Origin of the sequence: Phocaeicola sp. RTP21359st1_B8_RTP21360_211022 (genome assembly GCF_040911965.1) — a bacterium.
Classification (GTDB): domain Bacteria; phylum Bacteroidota; class Bacteroidia; order Bacteroidales; family Bacteroidaceae; genus Phocaeicola; species Phocaeicola vulgatus.
This window is the reverse complement of the sequence record NZ_JBDFXP010000049.1, coordinates 1-16,708: the sequence shown is the minus strand read 5'-3', so window position 1 is coordinate 16,708 and position 16,708 is coordinate 1. Positions and strand designations below refer to the sequence as shown.

Genomic DNA, 16,708 nt, shown 5'->3' with positions numbered 1-16,708 from the left:
ATGTGTATAAGAGACAGGTTCGACGACAAGGGATTCAATTGGCCTCTGGTGATTACACGGTTCATTGCGATAGCGATGACTGGATGGATGTGCATGCCATAAAGGAACTATATACTTTTGCCCTATCCGGCCATTACGATATGGTCTTTTATGATTTCTATCGTAGTGATGGTGTTTCTACATATGCTTCCGCCCCGCGCAAGGTTTCTACCAATAATAAAGACTTCCTGATGTCATCATTGCTTTGCGGGCGGTTGATGGGGAGCTTGTGCGGCGCTTTGATCAAACGTAGTCTTTACGATGGGATAACATTTCCAAGGCAAAATATGAACGAGGATCTGGCGACGATAATCCAATTGGTTTGGAATAGCCGGAATGTAGGATACTTGATGAAACCATTTTATTACTATTTTTTTAATCCTGCGTCAATTACAAGTTATGGCAGTGCTGAGATCCAGATTAATAAACTCAATCAGCGTAAGGAGAATCTTGATCTGATTTTCACCTTTCTTCGCTCCAAAGGTATTTATGAAAAGTATACAGACGAGATAAATGCGCTGAAAGTTGGTTCAAGAATGTATCTTGATAGATATATGCTGATGCCGCGAATCCGTCGGATTTGGCACAATACATATCCGGAAATCAACAGTATTACAGTCATTCGTCACAGCAAGATGCGTACTCTCAGTAAAATCGAGTATTTCGGTTCTTTGCTTGGTGTATATCCCATATTCAAATACCTTAAAAATATATGGAAAGACTTAAGGAAATAGATATTATCAGGACGTTCGTAATCATTCTGCTCGTGCTCTATCATGCTCTTGCGCCCTATTGCGGTGGTTGGGATATGCCTTCCTACGCCCAACCCAATGAAGGATTTTATTGGGGAGGAAAACTGGCATACAGTGGGATGCTGGAAACTTTTGTCCTGATTTCCGGGTATGTATTTGCCTTTTCGCTCCAAAAGAAAGTCATTTCTTTCCGATTATTACTAGCCGGTAAGCTGAAACGGCTGTTTGTACCGTGTATGTGTTGGGGCATTATCATGACATTGATATTCTTTGGTCCGTCAAAACTTCTTAATCTGGAACATTTTTGGAAAATTATTGGGGGATACGGACATCTTTGGTTTCTTCCGATGCTCTTTTGGTGCTTTTTAATGGAATATGGCATACAGCACTGTCTCAAGGGACGTAACTTGATGTTAGTACTCATGATTATTGCTATTCTGCCTTGGCCGGGAATTCCGTTCCGTTTTAATCAATCGCTTTATTATCTGCTTTTTTTCCATCTTGGTGGAATTTTCTTTAGAAATCGTGAGCGGCTGAGAACTGTCAATTGGTCAACAATATGCATTTTATCGGCTGTTTATATGGGGTTATTCATTGCGGTAACATTGGTTTTGGGAATGGACGGGATGCGTCCGGAACTGGCATCGGACTTGAAAGTAAAAGTTTTAATCCTGTTTGTCCACCATACTCTTAAAATGGTAAGCTATGGATTAGTCACAATTATCTATGTCGCTGTATTTATAAAACTGGAAGACAGATGCAATGGAAAACTATACACTGTATGCCGAAGTATCGCAATGAATTCGATGGGAATATATGTGATGCAAGAAATAGTTCTGAGACTTATCTATTATAGAATGGGGGGGGGTATTTTTGTATACCAAAGAGTTAACTCCGTTGGTCGCCTTCGTGGGCACTTTCATCGTCTGCTATGTATCAAGTGTGATTATAGCCGGATGCAAATACACCAAATTTCTGTGTTAGTATGAATGTGTCCTATTTTATTTACCTAATAAATTACAACGATGAAATATCATTACGAGGCAGTTCCGGTACTGTTCAATATACTTCTGTTTTTTCTTATGCTGTATCCGTTTCCGAATGTGTATAGATATGGCTGTGAATTTAGAAAACGATATACAGACATCTTGGATTATGCAGTATACGGTGTCCTGCTGATACTGTTTTGCACTTTCGGCTATGCGGACAACGATTTCTATCACTACGAGGGGCTTTTCAAACGTATCTGTTCAACCGGATTAAACGTGCATCTTGAACCCGTTTACTATTGGTTGATACGGAATGTCACTTCAAACTATCTGGTATGGCGGTTTATAGTGTGGAGCGGAACGGTGATTTTGTCGTTATGGACAATAAAACGGCTCAAACTTGATGTGAGGATAGGATTGCTGATATTTGTGCTGTTTTATATCAACATTATTTCAGTAATGCGCGGAAATTTGGGAATTGCCATACTGTTTTTTGGCTTTTCATTCATTATCAGGCCCTCTCATAATAGGTTATTGTCATTCCTATTCGGTTGTTTGTTGATTTTCTGTTCATTCTTCTTTCACAAAAGTATGTTGTTTTCGATTGCTGCACTTTCGGTAACACCTTTTTATCTGAATAGGAAAACGGTAAAAATCAGTCTTGTCATATTCCCTTTCCTGACCGTTGTGACTACTTTACTGCTGGATTATATTATTATGAACGGACTCATCGGTTTTGATATAGCAGACATGAATATAGGGAGCTCGATGACGGGATATGCGAGCGGCACAATGCGGCAGTCGAATATTTTTGGTAAACTGAACCAAATGATAACCTATATGCCGGTATACGCATCTTTGGCTCTTATGACTAAGAAGATAGTTTTTGAAGAAATGGATGTTCCACGGTATATAAAGGCATTGTTCATCTATTGGTATGCAATAACTTATATTGCCAGTCTGTTTTTCTTCCAAGAAACTTCGGTATGGCTCTTTATACGTTTCATAATGATGAGCTATTTTCCTCTTTGTATTGTTGTGGGTTATTATTATTCTAATTTCAAGATGACACGCGAGAAAAGAATCTTGATGCTTTTGGCAATCCTTCCTATCTGTTATAAACTTTTCTATGCCTTCTATAAGAGGTTGGTATGGGAAGGGTACGTCTTTTTCTGACATGTTTCGTTAGTTTACACGTATTAGGATCACAATAAAAAAATTAAAAAACAATCTGAATGAAAATCTTAGAAATAATTCCTCAACTTAGCAGTGGCGGCGGAGAGCGGTTTGTGGTTGACTTGTGCAATGAGTTGTCGAAAGAACATGATGTGACATTGATGGTTTTGCACTCACTTGACAAGGTGGATTTCTATTTGAAAGAGGTATCGAATAATGTAAGGGTGGTATCGATGAACAAACGGATGGGACTTGACATCGGTTTGTTATTTAGAGTATATAGATATATCCGTAGAGAAAAGCCTGATGTGGTGCACACGCATTTGCGTGCTATTATGTATATTGCTTTCGCAATCATGCGAAAGAATGGCGTTATGCACTGTCATACAGTGCATAACGCTGCTGATAAAGAAGCCGGAGGCTCCTTTATCAGCAGCGGAATGCGGAAGTTCTGTTTTCATCATGGGTGGATTACACCCATTACCATTTCCGCCGAATCACTACATAGCTTCCGAAAATATTATGGAATGGATGCTCCTATGATTTTCAATGGGCGCAATGTGGATGCTGGTATGCTTGTTTCAGACGAGGTCAAGGAACAATTTAAACAGTATAGACATACAAATAAGACGCGAGTACTGATAAGTCTCGCACGTATTGACCCTGTGAAACGGCAAACTCTCTTGGCACGTGTGGTAATGCGGTTAAAACGGGAAGGATACGACCTCACTGTATTGTTTATCGGAGGTGAACGTGATGCACAGATGACCGCGGAATTGCGTTCGTACAACGATGAAGCAATACAATTACTTGGAGAACTGCACAATCCGCTTGAATACCTTAAAATGGGAGATGCTTATGCACTTTGTTCCTCGTATGAGGGGATGCCTATTTCGTTGATAGAGGCTATTGGTGTTGGCTGTATACCGGTATGCACACCTGTGGGCGGTATAGTAGATGTGGTACACAACGGTGAAAACGGTTTTCTGAGTGACGGTATCGGTGAAGAATCTTATTACAAAACGGTAAAGAGATTTCTATCCCTCACCGATGTACAGCTTAAAGACATGAAGCAAAAAGCTCTTGCCACTTATGGTCCATTCAGTATGTACGAATGTGCTCGCAACTACGTAAGACTTTTCGAGAAAGGAATAAAGAAATGAAACGGAAAAAATTACTCGTTGTAGGCTCAATTCCCGATGAGAGCAACTTATTGAATTATGGAGGTGCGACGGTGTTGATGAAAAACTATCTTGACTATCTAGCCTCTCAGTCTGAATATGAATATAGGTTTGTACAAAACAACCGGTATTCAAATCTTCGCACTCGCCAGCGTAGTATGTGGCGCAATTATTCATACTTTTTCCCGGCATTTTTGTGGAGACTGTTTGGGTGCGATATTGTAATGTTCAATTTTTCTGATCATGGTACAATTTATTATTTCCCATTATTGAGCAAAATAGCTCGTTTGGCACACAAAAAAGTCGTACTACGTAAATTCGGAGGTTCATTTGAGTTCTACATAAAGAAAATTGGTCAAACCCAATTACAACGGGCACTTGATGCTATCAGACAAACAGACTTGATATTCTTTGAAACCCAACAGGGTATTACACACCTACAACAGTTAATAGGAAAGAGTGACAATATACATTGGTTCCCTAATGTGCGTAAAGCTTCAACAATACGAAAGAACCCCTCAGACTTTCATGGCAGATGTGTTTTCATGTCGCATATCAACAAAGAAAAAGGGATAGAAGATCTTATAGCGGTATCCAAACTGTTACCTTCGAATTATACCCTTGATATATATGGTGAGATAAAAGAGGATAAATATCGCAATATCAACTTCAACGAAAGCGGAATAACATACCATGGGGTTGTCTCTTCCGAACAGGTTTTAAAAACTTTAGTAGAATATGATTTACTGCTATTACCTTCTTATCGCGAGGGCTACCCGGGCATTATCATCGAAGCTATGTCTGTAGGCATTCCTTGCGTATCAACCTATGCAGGTGGAATACCTGAAATCGTAGAAGACGGTTACAATGGTCGTTTAGTAATTCCCGGTGATGTAGATGCGATAAAACAAGCTATCTTATCGATTAACGCAACAAACTATTCTCAATATTCAGGGAATGCCTTGAAGAAATTTGAAGAAGAGTTTGAATCTGATAAGACGAATAAACGCATACTTGAAATTATAATGCACTAAATCAAATGGCTAATAATATTCTTATTGTCAATACAATTAAACATCTTCGGTTAAAACAAATCTATTATCAATTATATTATAGACTATTTTCTCATAAGTTGATGGAATATAATGTTCCCCGGCAATCTTCATTGCGGATGGTCTCAGTTATCGCAAAGTGGTATTGTTACAATGTACCCAAGACATTTACATTCCTAAATCTTATAGGGGATTTTAAGTCATGGAATGATGTTAGTCATGGGATGCTTTGGGCATACAATCTGAATTATATGGATTGGTTGTTGCAACCTGACATGACTTTTGAACAAGGTTCAGAATGGGTTGAACGGTTTATAACTGATTTGCCAACAAACAGGATCGGTCTTGATCCTTATCCTATCGCACTGCGAAGCATCAACTGGATCAAGTTTATCGGCAGGCATCATAAAAAAGTGGAGAGCAATCGGTTGCAACGGTGGAACGATTCCCTTTATGCGCAATGTAAATTGCTCGAACGGAAACTGGAATACCAACTGCTTGGCAACCATCTTTTAGAAGATGCTTACGCTTTGTTTATCGCTTCAATTTATTTTTCCGATAAAAAAATGTATGACAAGGCATCCTGTCTGTTGTATAAAGAGCTTGATGAACAGATTTTGCCTGATGGCTCACATTACGAGCAATCACCGATGTATCACTGCATTTTGCTCGATAGGTTATTGGATTGCTATAATGCCTCGATTAATAGAGGTCATGAGAAAATGTGTGAGCTTTTGAAACTGTATGTGGTAAGGATGTTGGGGCATTTGGAGAGCATCGTGTGGAAAGACGATACGATTCCCTTACTTAATGATTCGGCATATGGGATAGCACCGACAGTTTCCGAATTGAGAGCATACGCCAAAAGATTGAAGTTGGAATGGACCCCTTTGCCTATGAAAGAATGTGGCTATAGGAAGCTTTGTTCAACACATTTGGAGGCAGTTGTGGATGTGGGTAATATTACTGCGACCTATCAGCCGGGGCATAGTCATGCCGATACGTTTAATTATGAATTGCGAATTGATTGCAGACCGTTTGTTGTTGATACAGGTATTTCTACCTACAACAAGACTGCAAGAAGGCAGTACGAACGAAGTACGTCAGCTCATAACACCGTAACTGTCGGCAACAAGGATTCTAGCGAGGTGTGGGGAGGTTTCCGTATGGGTAAAAGAGCTAAAGTAAGAGTACTATCCGATACCGAAAATGAAATTATGGCAGAGCACGATGGTTTTAAAGGATGTATACATCAACGGAAATTCACTATTAACGATGATGTGTTTACAATAAATGATAAGATTGTCGGCAATAATATGACAGAATGTATCAGCTATATTCATTTCGCACCCGATATTGAGGTCCTTGCCATATCGTCAACTGAAATAAGAACCAACAGGGCTAATATCGCTGTATCTGGTGCAAATTCCATAGAAATTATAAATGATTTTGTATCAGTAGAATACAATCGACTAGAACCTTCTAAGACGATAAAAATAGTATTTTGCAGAAATTTAACGTATCAAATATTTCAGGCATAAAATATGAAGATTTTAATTGTGTCGTTCTACTATTCTCCCGAGCTTGGGGCTGCTCCTTCCCGTATAACCAATATGGCTGAAGGGCTGAAAAGTCAGGGAGCGGAAGTGGATGTGTTAACTTGTTTGCCGAATTACCCTCAAGGACAAATATTCGAGGGTTATAGAGGCCGTTTGTCAAAAAAAGAAAAGATTAATGGCATAAACGTGTATAGATATTGGACTTATGCAACCGTGTCCAAGAATCCTTTTAAGCGAGCGGTAAGTATGATGTCATTTGCGACCATGTTATGGTTGTTTGCTTTTAAGATAAAGAAGATCCAGGGTTACGATAGGGTGATCATCCAAAGCCCTCCACTACCAGTGGCTGGTTCGGCCATCACGCTTTTCAAAAAAATATTCGGGCGCAAGACTCTTGTGAACATATCCGATTTATGGCCACTTTCTGCTGTTGAGCTTGGAGCAATGCGTGAAGGTGGGAAGATATATGATATTTTCGCGTGGATTGAACGTTATATTTATCGCAATGCAGACGGTATTTTCGGTCAGTCTGAAGAGATAATCCGGCATGTGAATCAATTTCCTTCGACAAAAAACAAGTTTGTATACCGTAATTTGCAGCAATATGCGGTTGCTGCTCAACCCAAAAGGAAGCACACGCCCTTTCGCATTGTATATGCCGGACTATTAGGTGTGGCACAAGATATATATTCAATTATCGAGAATATTCCGTTTCAGTCTATTGGCGCTGAGTTCCACTTGTATGGTGGTGGAAATCAGACAGAAAAGATAAAAGAATATATAAATAAACATCCCGGTTGTTTCGTGTATTATCATGGATATGTAAAGAAAGAACAAATCGCCGAAGAGTTGTCAAGATACGATGCGTCAATTGTTCCACTTACCGTAGCAATCAAAGGAGCAGTGCCATCCAAAATATATGATCTCATACCTATTGGCATACCTATACTGTTTTGTGGAGGTGGAGAAGGGGCTGAGATCGTATCGAAATATTATTTTGGAATGGTTTCAAAGCCACATGATTTCAAACAATTACACAATAATATTATTGAGTTGATTAACCTTCCTGACGAAGAATACAGCACAATATCGAAGAACTGCCTGGATATGGCAAAAAATGAATTCGATTTTAACAAACAGATATATCGCTGTTACGATTTTATAAAATCAATCTGATGTAAAAATATAATTCAATGAAGAAAGTAATGTTGGTCTTCGGCACCCGTCCGGAGGCAATCAAGATGGCTCCGCTGGTGAAAGAATTCCAGAAACAGCCAGAACGGGTGGAAACTGTAGTATGTGTTACCGGACAACACCGGGAAATGCTGGACCAGGTATTGGATATATTCGATATTTGTCCAGATTATGACTTGAACATTATGAAGCAGGGACAAGACTTATATGACGTGACGTCCCGTGTATTGACAGGTATGCGTGATGTACTGAAAGAGGCAAGGCCGGATGTAGTGCTGGTGCACGGTGACACGACCACTTCTACTGCCGCTGCTCTGTCGGCCTTCTACCAACAGATTCCGGTAGCACACATAGAGGCAGGATTACGTACACATAACATCTATAGCCCATGGCCGGAGGAGATGAATCGACTTTTGACCGGACGACTGGCGACCTACCATTTCTCGCCTACGCCACTGAGTCGTAGCAATCTGATGCGGGAAGGTATTGACGATCGGAATGTCATCGTGACCGGGAATACGGTAATTGATGCGCTTTATTGGGTAGTGGATAAAATTAAGAGCGACAAGGCGTTGGATTGTGAATTGGTAGGGATACTGGCAAAAGCCGGATATGACGTGAGCCGTTTGAATGGTGGTAAGAAGCTGGTGCTGATTACGGGACATCGTCGTGAAAACTTCGGTGACGGATTCATCCATATGTGTACTGCTATCAAAGACTTGACAAAAAAATACCCGGAGGTGGACTTCGTTTATCCGATGCACTTGAATCCAAATGTGCGCAAACCGATACATGACGTATTTGGAGAGGAATTATCCGATTTTGGGAACATGTTCTTCATTGAACCTTTAGAATATCTGAGTTTTGTCTATTTAATGGAAAAATCCACTATAGTATTAACCGATAGCGGTGGCATACAAGAGGAAGCTCCAGGACTGGGTAAGCCGGTATTGGTGATGCGCGACACAACGGAACGTCCGGAAGCATTGGATGCAGGAACGGTAAAACTGGTAGGTACGGATTATAACAGAATAGTAAATGAAGTATCTGTTTTGATTGACGATAAAGTCGCCTATGAAAAAATGAGCAAGGCAGTGAACCCTTATGGAGACGGGCTTGCTTGTGGACGTATTGTGAACGCATTGCTGTACAGAATATAAAAAGATGTGAGATTAAACCTGAAAATCAGACTATTAATATTTTTTAAGGTGATGATGATTCTGCTTTATAAGCGGAAAACGAGGAAGATGCAGATTCGTCCGGTTTCTAATTTCAAACGGGTGTATAACATTCAAGGATTACTATATGTTGTCACCACTAACTTCGGAAGAGAACGGGCATGAGAGGCATTTTGACCGCAACCGTCTGCAATATGATTCTGGATTTTAGTGTGAAGAAAAGGGGAATGGTAAATGAAAAAATTCCTGCGTATGGGTGTTCCTTTTGGGAACTTTTATTGTTTGGACTTTCTCCTATTTCTGGGTAGCATATACTAGTATGAGTGAATTTATCCATATTTCCAGTGCGGATATAAATAATGCAGGGAAAATACTCAGATTGGTGAGCGTTTTTAAGAAAAAATCACCCTACCCAAATTTTGATTATAAGGGAAACTCCTCTATATAAATCAGCTGTAAAAGTAACAAGGATGCCTACTGTTGTTGTCCGTTTTGAACCTAATAAGAAAAATCCCGAGCGTGGTACAATTTATTACCGTATCTACAAAGGGCACAACCAGCGTATGGAGTTTTCTTCCCGTCTTCACTTGTCAGCTTCTTCCTGGGATGAAACAGCAAGGACAATCCGGGATGATTATCCTGAGTCCTGTCGTTTCCGTGTCCAAATTGAGGCGGATCTTCGGCTTTTGAACCGGATTATAACAGAAGATATTACCGGTCGACTGACAATGGGTGATATGATAGCCCTCTTTAAACAGCAAAGGACAATAATCAAATGAACTTTTTGACTTGTAAGTAAATAGGATGGTATCGTCTTTAACAGATTGCTATCTCCGTCTAGGCTTCCAGGTAACAGAATCCGAAGAGGGACTACGGATAGGCTTCAAGCCGGGAATGGTACATGCCATCGTGAAGGAGGTCCGAAACGAACGTCCTTTGACTCGCTCGGATGCTGAATTGTTCTACGAGAAGTTCTCTACACTAAGTAAAGGGCATCGAAATCTATATTTCAGGATCGTGGCACACGGCGGATTCCTGCCGGAAGCATTGGACTTTGAACTGCATGGGCTGACCGTTTCGGATGAAAGCTATATTGAAAGCCTCTTGTCCGGAAGACATGTGGAGCTTTATCCGCATAACGAAGCGGCTTACAGGGCGATCATGCGGGGATTCAAACAACACCGTATCGGTGCGGTCGTGCAGGCTACCGGAACAGGGAAATCCTATTTGCTGGCACGCTATATCGCAGATCATGCAAAGGAAAAGATATTGGTCTTTGCTCCGAACATCACGATTCTGGATGAGATCCGGAAAGCCGTCGGATTCTCTATTCCGCAAGTGACGTACCGGACATTCCAGTCACTGATCCGTAACCGGGAGGACAATGGGTTGTTACGGGCAGATCATATTCTTATTGATGAATTCCACCATTTCGGGGCGGAAATTTGGGGAAGTGCCTTGCAGGATGTGATAGAAAATAATCCCTGTGCCTATGTCCTGGGAACGTCGGCAACGCCGATCCGTCCGGAGGGAATGATCGATACGGTGGATCTTTATTTCGAAGGAAATTTGTTTTATGAGCTTACCTTGCCGCAGGCTTGGTATTACAATATCTTGCCGGTTCCGGTTCTGGTACAGAGTGCTTACGGGCTGGACAACGAACTGGACCGGCTGCAAAGAAAGCTGGAACGCAGCGGTTGTTCAAAAGGACGAAAAGAAAAGGTACAGAAGAAACTGGATCTGGCACGTGTGGATTTCAAAGAGGCTTTGGGGGCACCGGAAGTCATCCGGAAGTTCCTGCCGACAAGCGTACGCAAGCTGCTGGTATTCTGTCGCGATCTCACCGATTTGAAGCAGATGGTGCCAGAAGTATGCGGATGGCTCACGCGAGCGGGACGTGCCATTACTCCGTTCGAGATCCATCATGCCCAAGGTGAACGGCAGAACGGCCGGATACTGGATGCTTTCCGAGAAGAATCAGACCGGCTGCACGTATTGTTTTCCGTCAACATGCTGATAGAAGGACTGCATGTGGAAGGTGTGGATGCTGTCTTATTCCTTAGACGGACAGAATCATATATCGTTACCTTGCAGCAATTGGGCCGTTGTCTAAATGCCGAGGCTGGAAAACGGCCGGTCGTCTTGGATTTTGTCAACAATCTTTCAGGAAAATCGGTTTATGATGTGATGGCTCCCCACTTGGAGCGTCTATCTCTCCTTCCGTCACCCAAAGGATTCGAAGGAAACACCTCTTTTTTGACGACGGGTTTCCTATCAGACATACGGCTGCGCATAGAAGAGATATTGGCAGAACTGGAGCCCTGGCAGATTATGTATGAGAGGCTGATTGAATTCCGTCGGGAAGAAAACGACTGGCCATCAATTACGGAAGGGAAACTCGGTTTGTGGTGCAACACCCAACGCATTGCCTATAAACGGGGAAAATTGCAGGAGGAACGCCGCCGTCAGCTAGAATTGATCGGCTTCGAATGGAACCAGCTCGACTCCAAATGGATGAAAGAATACCGTGCGTTGAAAGTCTTCTTTGATACCTGCGGACGCTGGCCCAAACGTGAAGACGGCCCGCTTGCAACTTGGTGTTATACCCAACGGGAAAGGCGGAAGAATGGACGCTTGAGCAAAGAGCGCATCCGGGCTTTGGATGAGATCGGCTTTGTTTGGAATCAAGACCTTCAAAGGGAATGGATGAAGAATTACGAGGAGTTGAAGTCTTTTGTCGGAAAATATCAGCGTTTCCCTAAATCGACGGAGGGGAATCTGGGTGGATGGTGTCATACACAACGAAAAATGCACAAACTGGGGAAATTATCCCATGATCGCTGGCTTCTGTTGGATAAAATAGGATTTGTTTGGTCAGCGGAACAAGTCTGGCAAGGCAACTTTGAGCAGTTGCGCCTGTTCCATAACCGCCAAGGGCGATGGCCAGGTTGCCGTGAAGGAGCATTGGGACGTTGGTGTACCATCCAAAGACGGGATTACCGCAAGGGAAACATGTCAGATGAGCGAATAGTACAATTGGAGCGGATCGGTTTCCCTCTGAGCTGACAGGAAACATCTTTGAAACCATTGGGTTACGAAATATATTCCCAAATGTTATTTGCAGGAAATAGTATAGTGATAACCTGTGTAAGCAGATATAGAGTCTAATTTTATGAATAAATACGCATAAAATCAGAATTCAGATATTGTACATAACTGATAGGAATTCTAGACACTTTTAAAAGATGTTATTACCAAATTTCGTAGACATGGAAATGAAATTGTCACTGCATATAAATGACGATTTACAAAAGACGGTTATTACCAATGTCATGACTCTTGTCTGTCATAATAATGTAAGGAGCATTATTATGAACATCTTTTGACTTTCCTTTGAATGAAGCCAGTTTGAATATATAGGGTATGGTTACAATTTAAATAATCTTTATGCCCCACTCGGAATACTTGATTGGGGTAATTTTAAATATAATTGTCGGTTCTGCAATCACTAGTAGAAGCAATATACAGGAATTCTGAATATGCCTTTTTCGGTAACTGCAAATTGATTATACAATCCCCCCCCCATACACATACACTTAATTCCTCAACCTCTCTCTTGAATTTTTCCAATCCTTTCCCAAACTTTTTTTTTATTTTTTCCTTCAAATTTTTTCCCTAATCTAAAAAATGTCTATCTTTGTCCATAGAAGAGTTCCTCATAAGTATGAGGTTGTAAAATACTGAAATTAGCACAATCTCCAAATCGTTACCTTAGACTTTTCAGAACTTCCATAAGCGTTTGTCTTTCAAATTAATCCATCAAATTGATAAGAATTTAAAGTATCACTCAATCATCTTAATCAAGCAATGCACATCCTAGTTTCTGTAGTCATCATAGTAAGCGTCATGGCCTTTTTCTTTTACGCTTCTTACAGCATCCGTGCCTGTATTTACATGTGTGTCTTCTGTTGCAAGAAAACCGAAGAGAAAATCATAGCCATCACTTTTGATGACGGGCCCGATCCGATACAGACTCCCAAAGTGCTGAAAGTGTTAAGAGAAAAACACATACCGGCCTGCTTTTTTTGCATCGGAAACAAGATAAAAGGCAATGAAGAGCTGCTCCGGCAAATCATCAAAGAAGGACATCGTATCGGGAATCATTCCTTCTCCCATTCCGGCTATTTTCCTCTCTATACCTTCAAACGGATGTGCCATGATTTAATAACCTGCCAGCAAGAATTGGAAAAAGTAACCGGTCAACCGGTCCTATGGTTCCGGCCGCCTTTCGGAGTGACCAATCCTACCCTGGCTAAAGCAGTGCGCAGGCTGGGATACATCCCCATTGGTTGGAACATCCGCACACTGGACACTCAGCAACCCACTCCTGAAAAAATTATCAAACGCATCAAGAAACGGCTCGTTCCGGGCTCCATCCTTCTGCTACATGACCGGATGCCCGATAGTGACAGGCTGCTGGTACAAGTTCTGGACTTTATAGAAAAAGAGGGGTATACGGTAGTAGCGTTAGATAGACTGATAAAACAGATTACTTAGTGTGATGAATCATCCGAGTACAAAATTCAGTCAATAACTGTATTTAATAGTCATCATCAGATTCCTCGGACGTATATCATAACTTCTAGACACAGTACTCGCTTCATCCGTGAAGCTGGTATAAACATATCTTTGTTCATTCATCAGATTCTTTGCCAATACTTCTATTTCCCATTTAGAAGAAATTTTATGGGACAATATGAAATCGGCCAAGAAGAAATCTCTTGTTCTGTCAGTGGGTGACTCATTGTGATAGTGTTCTGCAACCAATTCCATGCTAACCTTGGCAAAAGGAGAAAAACGTAATGAAAGTTGTTGGTTAAGGGATATGTTCCGTGTAGCTGTTTCTTCATCTTCAAGCGCCAAGATGCTATAGGCATAATTCAATTTATATTTCATGGTGAGCCATCTGAAAAGGTCCGTTTCCAGCCTGGGAACTATATGCCATGTTCTTTGAGTATTGGGAACCTTTAAATCATTTCGTACCAGTAAGGAACGGCTGTCACTATATGCAACATCCAGAAATATATATCCTTTTATCCAGCTGATACCTTTAGACAGGCTTGCTGAAACGCTGAACTGATTCCGGTTATTCTCTCCTTCTTGATAAGAAGATATAAGATATCCTTCCTGAAATTGTTGATAAGGAGTATATGGAGTTGTACTCCGACTGTAACGGACACTCAGGTTTCCAAACAACTCTTCCATAGCTTGCTTGTAGGATAGATTTCCCTCTATCATTTGTCGCCTGTTTTGCTTATAGACGGGATAACCTTCTGACATCGTTCGATAAGAGTTCATGATATATCCTGTATAAAAAAGTGACTCACCCCTTGGTGATGAGCTGACAGACCCTGTAATATCCATCTGCCATCGGGAGGAGAAAGGATAAGTAACGTATAGACGAGGATTCAAAGACAGTTTGGTGTATTTTTCTTTGGAAGCGGTAGTCTTTTCCGAGTAACGGCTCGTGTAAAAATAAACAGGCAATGATAAATAGCTTTTCAGTTTGCCTAGCGAGTACTCCAGTTTGCTTATCAAATAGAGTCGGGTACTGTTTACATGTGAGTAATTTTCCGCCTTGTCAACCTGTTCCATACCTGTTAATCGGGAGCGCATATTGCGGGACAGGAGTGAGAATCCTACCGTTGTATTGATGACTAATTTTCCTGCCACAATTCCATAATCCACTTTATTGTCCGAGAATAGTTTTCTTTGTTCGATTCGTTGAACCTTTGGGGATTCTTTTGTATATAGAACACTCAGCTTCTGGGGATTGTCCTGCAGGAAACTATAAGATGAAAATATAATGAATTTTTTCCCGAATTTCTTAAGCAAATAGAGATCATTGACCAATTGTTTGTCCGGGGAATAGCTGTTCTGGATATTAGGCAGATTTCCATTTACAGCTTCGTCCTTATGCTTCCATGTAAAGTCAGTCATCAGCCTGTTTGTCATATTATATTGCTCCTCGTTGATATCCAAGGTAATTCCCGCAGCCAAGGTTTGCTTCTTGTACAATGAACTTTCATGCTCCCGAACGGTTATCGTATCCGCATCAGCCTGATAATATTGCGTTATGGTTTGCTTGTCCGCTTGTTCTTTGTGATCTATCCACCCTATATGGGTAGTTATGTTCAGTCCGCTTTTAAGCCTGGACAGGTTATTTGATGTTACTTGATGAGTGGTATTGAACAGCTCCCGTTCCCTGTTCAGCTCATGTGGATACAATGAAGAGATATGGATATAGTCTGTCAGTTTTTCGCTGCCATATCGTCTTTCATTCAAGTCAAACGATTTAAATTCTTTGGTGACATCCTGTCCGGTATTGTTTGTCTTATAGGTATTCAGTGACTGGAAATTCTTATTAAAATGCATGGCTATCATCTCTACCGCCCACAAACCGGATGAAGGAGTAAATCCTCCTCCTCCCTTCAGGCTGCCAATCCATTTTTGTTTGGCTTTTTCTTTCAGACGCAGGTTGATTGCCGCCTGTTCAGAAATACTCAACCCGTTGAGTGCCTTGATAGGTTGATGGTTTTCCATTATCTCTACACTTCCCACATCATCATTGGAAATATTATTGGTGGCGATATTATATTTCCCTCCCAACAAGTCCATTCCTTCTATATAGAATTTGTTGATAGCCGTCCCTTGGTATGAGATTTGCCCGTTTTCTTCCACTCTGACTCCGGGTAACTTCTTCAGGACATCGCCTATCGTCTTATCCCCTTCTTTAGAAAAACTCGCTACATTGTAAATGATGGTATCACCTTGCGATTTTATTTTGGGAGCCTTTACTATGATTTCTTTTATGTCTATGGCTTGCGCATGCAATGCTACATTATATTGTGTAATACTCTTTTCAATATTCAAAACAACAGTTTCATAACCTAAATAAGAAAAGCGGATTACGTATTCCTTATCTTTGGCAGGAGTGTATGTGAGTCGGAAAGATCCTTTCTGATCCGATATAGTATATGCCGTAATGTCTTTATGTCCCTGGGAAGAAATCACCACATTTACATCCTGCAATGCCAATTGGTCTTTGCCGTCGCGAACATTTCCGGTTAACGTGATCCCTTGTCCCCGGACGGAGAGAGCAAGAAACAATAGAGCAAGACAGATAAGGCTTTTCATCCTTTTAATCTGTTTCCTGTCGTTTATATGCAGCGTGGGTCCTGTCATTGGCAGTTTCCTCATATCTTCTATCTCTAAGCCGCTGAAACTTTATTCGGTCTAGCTTTTCATATTGTTGTTCCCAAAAATTATAGAGACAGATAGGGGATAGATTTTGTTTTCTTATCTCGGTTAAAGTGTAATGATAATGATAAGCAGAATCGTATGCCTCTAGGATTAATCCGGGTAATCCTGCTAATTTCCATGGACCATTGCTGACGGGTATATCTGTAGTAAACCATGCTTTCCATGTCCTGCCTCTGAAATGGCAGTAGCTGTAGATACTAATTGAAAAGTGCGCTGTATTCTAATTGAAAAGAGCTCCATCCATAACTTGTTACAAAATTACTAT

The 16,708-nt window shown here is 41.1% G+C and carries 13 protein-coding genes; 11 read left to right on the top strand and 2 right to left on the bottom strand.

The genetic code is table 11. The features are described 5' to 3' along the window. From AB5062_RS19120 to AB5062_RS19070, 11 genes are all read left to right on the top strand, one after another. Positions 1 to 773, top strand: a 773-nt coding sequence (locus AB5062_RS19120) for a glycosyltransferase family 2 protein (RefSeq protein WP_368331265.1), incomplete at its 5' end; no start/stop codon positions are given. Beyond that, positions 752 to 1,780 (top strand): acyltransferase, encoded by a 1,029-nt coding sequence (locus AB5062_RS19115; protein ID WP_005634537.1) that lies wholly within the window; start codon positions 752 to 754, stop codon positions 1,778 to 1,780. The genes AB5062_RS19120 and AB5062_RS19115, both read left to right, overlap by 22 nt. 36 nt (positions 1,781 to 1,816) lie before the next feature. Then, a complete protein-coding gene (locus AB5062_RS19110; protein WP_234079527.1) occupies positions 1,817 to 2,956 on the top strand; it encodes an EpsG family protein in 1,140 nt (379 codons plus the stop codon). Between the two features lie 59 nt (positions 2,957 to 3,015). Further along, positions 3,016 to 4,119 carry a glycosyltransferase gene (locus AB5062_RS19105; RefSeq protein WP_120002681.1) on the top strand — a complete coding sequence of 368 codons (1,104 nt, stop codon included), beginning with the start codon at positions 3,016 to 3,018 and terminating at the stop codon, positions 4,117 to 4,119. After that, positions 4,116 to 5,171, top strand: a complete 1,056-nt coding sequence (locus AB5062_RS19100; RefSeq protein ID WP_005634534.1) for a glycosyltransferase family 4 protein — start codon at positions 4,116 to 4,118, stop codon at positions 5,169 to 5,171. Before AB5062_RS19105 ends, AB5062_RS19100 begins: the two co-directional genes overlap by 4 nt. Before the next feature lie 5 nt (positions 5,172 to 5,176). Then, positions 5,177 to 6,730: a heparinase II/III family protein gene (locus tag AB5062_RS19095; RefSeq protein WP_005634533.1), complete on the top strand. Its 1,554-nt coding sequence runs from the start codon at positions 5,177 to 5,179 to the stop codon at positions 6,728 to 6,730. 3 nt (positions 6,731 to 6,733) lie between these two features. After that, entirely contained in the window at positions 6,734 to 7,924 is a 1,191-nt protein-coding gene (locus AB5062_RS19090) for a glycosyltransferase family 4 protein (RefSeq protein WP_005649011.1), read from the top strand. A 17-nt stretch (positions 7,925 to 7,941) separates the two neighbouring features. Beyond that, positions 7,942 to 9,102: a non-hydrolyzing UDP-N-acetylglucosamine 2-epimerase gene (wecB, locus tag AB5062_RS19085; protein ID WP_005634529.1), complete on the top strand. Its 1,161-nt coding sequence runs from the start codon at positions 7,942 to 7,944 to the stop codon at positions 9,100 to 9,102. A 488-nt stretch (positions 9,103 to 9,590) separates the two neighbouring features. After that, the gene (locus tag AB5062_RS19080) at positions 9,591 to 9,899 is read left to right on the top strand and encodes an Arm DNA-binding domain-containing protein (protein ID WP_217775921.1); all 309 of its coding nucleotides are present in this window, start codon (positions 9,591 to 9,593) and stop codon (positions 9,897 to 9,899) included. Between the two features lie 25 nt (positions 9,900 to 9,924). After that, on the top strand, positions 9,925 to 12,186 hold the full coding sequence (locus AB5062_RS19075; protein ID WP_005634523.1) for a Helicase associated domain protein: 2,262 nt from the start codon (positions 9,925 to 9,927) through the stop codon (positions 12,184 to 12,186). An 801-nt stretch (positions 12,187 to 12,987) separates the two neighbouring features. After that, the gene (locus tag AB5062_RS19070; RefSeq protein ID WP_032952982.1) at positions 12,988 to 13,677 is read left to right on the top strand and encodes a polysaccharide deacetylase family protein; all 690 of its coding nucleotides are present in this window, start codon (positions 12,988 to 12,990) and stop codon (positions 13,675 to 13,677) included. A gap of 30 nt (positions 13,678 to 13,707) precedes the next feature. On the opposite strand, the gene AB5062_RS19065 is transcribed toward AB5062_RS19070, so the two are convergent. Together AB5062_RS19065 and AB5062_RS19060 are read right to left on the bottom strand one after the other, a co-directional pair. Next, positions 13,708 to 16,380, bottom strand: coding sequence for a carboxypeptidase-like regulatory domain-containing protein (locus AB5062_RS19065; RefSeq protein WP_080705349.1), 2,673 nt, complete (start codon positions 16,378 to 16,380; stop codon positions 13,708 to 13,710). Beyond that, a complete protein-coding gene (locus AB5062_RS19060; RefSeq protein ID WP_368326942.1) occupies positions 16,322 to 16,639 on the bottom strand; it encodes a GLPGLI family protein in 318 nt (105 codons plus the stop codon). The genes AB5062_RS19065 and AB5062_RS19060 overlap by 59 nt, the downstream gene beginning before the upstream one ends. Positions 16,640 to 16,708: the final 69 nt, after the last annotated feature.

Coding starts and splice junctions, on each gene's coding strand:
- AB5062_RS19065 (WP_080705349.1), bottom strand. CDS start 16,380: ATGAGGAAACTGCCAATGACAGGACCCACGCTGCATATAAACGACAGG.
- AB5062_RS19115 (WP_005634537.1), top strand. CDS start 752: ATGGAAAGACTTAAGGAAATAGATATTATCAGGACGTTCGTAATCATT.
- AB5062_RS19090 (WP_005649011.1), top strand. CDS start 6,734: ATGAAGATTTTAATTGTGTCGTTCTACTATTCTCCCGAGCTTGGGGCT.
- AB5062_RS19070 (WP_032952982.1), top strand. CDS start 12,988: ATGCACATCCTAGTTTCTGTAGTCATCATAGTAAGCGTCATGGCCTTT.
- AB5062_RS19080 (WP_217775921.1), top strand. CDS start 9,591: ATGCCTACTGTTGTTGTCCGTTTTGAACCTAATAAGAAAAATCCCGAG.
- wecB (WP_005634529.1), top strand. CDS start 7,942: ATGAAGAAAGTAATGTTGGTCTTCGGCACCCGTCCGGAGGCAATCAAG.
- AB5062_RS19075 (WP_005634523.1), top strand. CDS start 9,925: ATGGTATCGTCTTTAACAGATTGCTATCTCCGTCTAGGCTTCCAGGTA.
- AB5062_RS19110 (WP_234079527.1), top strand. CDS start 1,817: ATGAAATATCATTACGAGGCAGTTCCGGTACTGTTCAATATACTTCTG.
- AB5062_RS19100 (WP_005634534.1), top strand. CDS start 4,116: ATGAAACGGAAAAAATTACTCGTTGTAGGCTCAATTCCCGATGAGAGC.
- AB5062_RS19095 (WP_005634533.1), top strand. CDS start 5,177: ATGGCTAATAATATTCTTATTGTCAATACAATTAAACATCTTCGGTTA.
- AB5062_RS19105 (WP_120002681.1), top strand. CDS start 3,016: ATGAAAATCTTAGAAATAATTCCTCAACTTAGCAGTGGCGGCGGAGAG.